Raw genomic sequence first — 1737 nt, 5'->3', positions numbered from 1 at the left:
TTCGCGGCGCGGTTGGCGGAGTTGGCGGTGTCGATGGGCCGTGATGCGGGTGGGGTGGCGACCGAGGCGGCTGGTTATCTGCGGGAGATGGGTGCGGTGCACAGCCCGCGGGTGATGGGTGGCTGGTCGCGGTTTAGCCGGTGGATGTTCCGGGCCCATGACCTGCTCGTCGATGAGGAGGCCGTACGGCGGCTGCGACGGCTGGACGGGGAGTATTCGCTGCTGTTCCTGTTTTCCCACCGCTCGTATCTCGACGGGGCGGCGGTGCCGCTGGCGCTGGACCGGCACGATATTCAGCCGGCGTTCACCCTCGGTGGGGCGAACCTGAACTTTTTCCCGGTCGGTCAGATGGCCCGCCGCTCGGGCATCCTCTACATCCGCCGCTCGACGCAGGACCTGCCGGTCTACAAGCTCGCCCTGCGTGCCTACATCGGGCAGCTGATCCGCAACCGCCGCAACCTCAGCTGGTCGATCGAGGGTGGCCGCACCCGTACCGGCAAGCTGCGCCCACCGACGTACGGGATCGTGCGGTACGTCGTCGACGCCGTCGAGGCGGAACCGGACATCGAGGCGGTGATCGTGCCGGTGTCCATCGTCTACGAACAGCTGCACGAGGTCGGGCTGATGACCGCCGAGGCCCGCGGCGGACGCAAACGGCCCGAGGACGTGCGGTGGCTGGTCAACTTCGCCCGGCAGCAGACGCGGCGGCTCGGCCGGGCCTACCTCGACTTCGGTGAGCCGCTGCCGTTACGCGAACACCTCGCGCAGCTACGCGCCGAGGACCCCGACGGACGGCACATCGTGGAACGGGTCGCGCTGGACACCTCCCACCGGATCAACCGGGCCACCCCGGTCACCGCGACGGCGGTGGTGTGCCTGGCGATGCTGGCCGCCGACCGGGCGCTGACCCTCGACGGGGTCCTGGCCACGGTGGCGCCGATGGCCGGCTACATCGCCTCACGCGGCTGGCCGGTCGCCGGCGCGGCGAACCTCACCGACCGCGCCACCATCGGCCGCACGCTGCGGGAACTGTCCACCTCCGGGGTGCTGGCCTGCTACGACGGCGGCACCGACACCGTCTGGCACATCCGCCCCGGCCAGCACCTGGTCGCCGCGTTCTACCGCAACGCCGCCATCCACATGCTCGTCGACCGGGCGATCGGGGAACTGTCCCTGGTCGCCGCCACCGAAGGCGGTCCCGACGCCCTGGCCACCGCCACCACCGAGGCGCTACGCCTACGCGACCTGCTCAAGTTCGACTTCTTCTTCGCCCGCCGCCGCGACTTCGCCACCGAAATGGCCCACGAACTCGCCGTCATCGACCCCACCGTCATCGACCCCACCGTCATCGACCCCACCGCCGGCACCGGCCTGCACGAGTTCACCCCGGCCGACGCCCGCCGCTGGCTGCAGGCCGCCAACCCACTGGTCTCCCCACTCGTGCTACGCCCGTTCCTCGACGCCTACCACCTCGTCGCCGACCGCCTCGCCGCACACGAAGACACAGCCGTCGAAGAGACCCCGCTCCTCGACCAGTGCCTACGCGTCGGCCGGCAATGGGCCATGCAGGGCCGCCTCGGCAGCGAAGAATCAGTATCGCTGGAACTGTTCAAACCCGCCCTGCGCCTGGCCGCCCACCGCGACCTACTCACCCCCACAGCGCCGCACCTGCACAAACGCCGCACCGACTTCCGCGACGAAATCCTCCGCACGCTGCACAACATCGACGTGGTCGCC

The 1737-nt window shown here is 70.2% G+C and carries 1 protein-coding gene; it reads left to right on the top strand.

Annotated elements, in window-relative coordinates:
- Positions 1–12: 12 nt before the first annotated feature.
- Positions 13–1737: lysophospholipid acyltransferase (locus tag Voc01_RS52565; RefSeq protein WP_275423846.1), on the top strand; the 1725-nt coding region annotated here is incomplete at its 3' end.

Source organism: Virgisporangium ochraceum (assembly GCF_016863655.1).
GTDB lineage: Bacteria > Actinomycetota > Actinomycetes > Mycobacteriales > Micromonosporaceae > Virgisporangium > Virgisporangium ochraceum.
The sequence above is the reverse complement of the archived record's forward strand: the minus strand, read 5'-3'. Positions and strand labels throughout refer to the sequence as shown.